Source organism: Rhodococcus sp. AC861 (assembly GCF_979256035.1).
This window is the reverse complement of sequence record NZ_CEEDMW010000125.1, coordinates 1-231: the sequence shown is the minus strand read 5'-3', so window position 1 is coordinate 231 and position 231 is coordinate 1. Positions and strand designations below refer to the sequence as shown.

At 68.4% G+C, this 231-nt stretch carries 1 pseudogene; it reads right to left on the bottom strand.

Annotated features, from left to right (window positions below):
- Positions 1-231 (bottom strand): annotated as a pseudogene (locus AC0IX4_RS23415) (ABC transporter permease); the annotation flags it as partial.

Below are 231 nucleotides of genomic sequence, written 5' to 3'. Positions count from 1 at the left end.
TGAGCAGCGGCAGGGACAGCTGCGCGTCGAGCAGTCGGCTGATGACAGTGTCGACCCAGCCGCCGAAGTAACCGGCCCTGGAGCCGAGGGTCAGGCCGATGAGTCCGGAGACCAGCACGGCGAGGATGCCGACGAGCAGGGACACCTGGCCGCCGTAGAGAACGCGGGCGAGAAGGTCGCGTCCGAGCGGATCGGTTCCGAACAGGTGGCCGTCGGTAAGCGGTGCGAGAC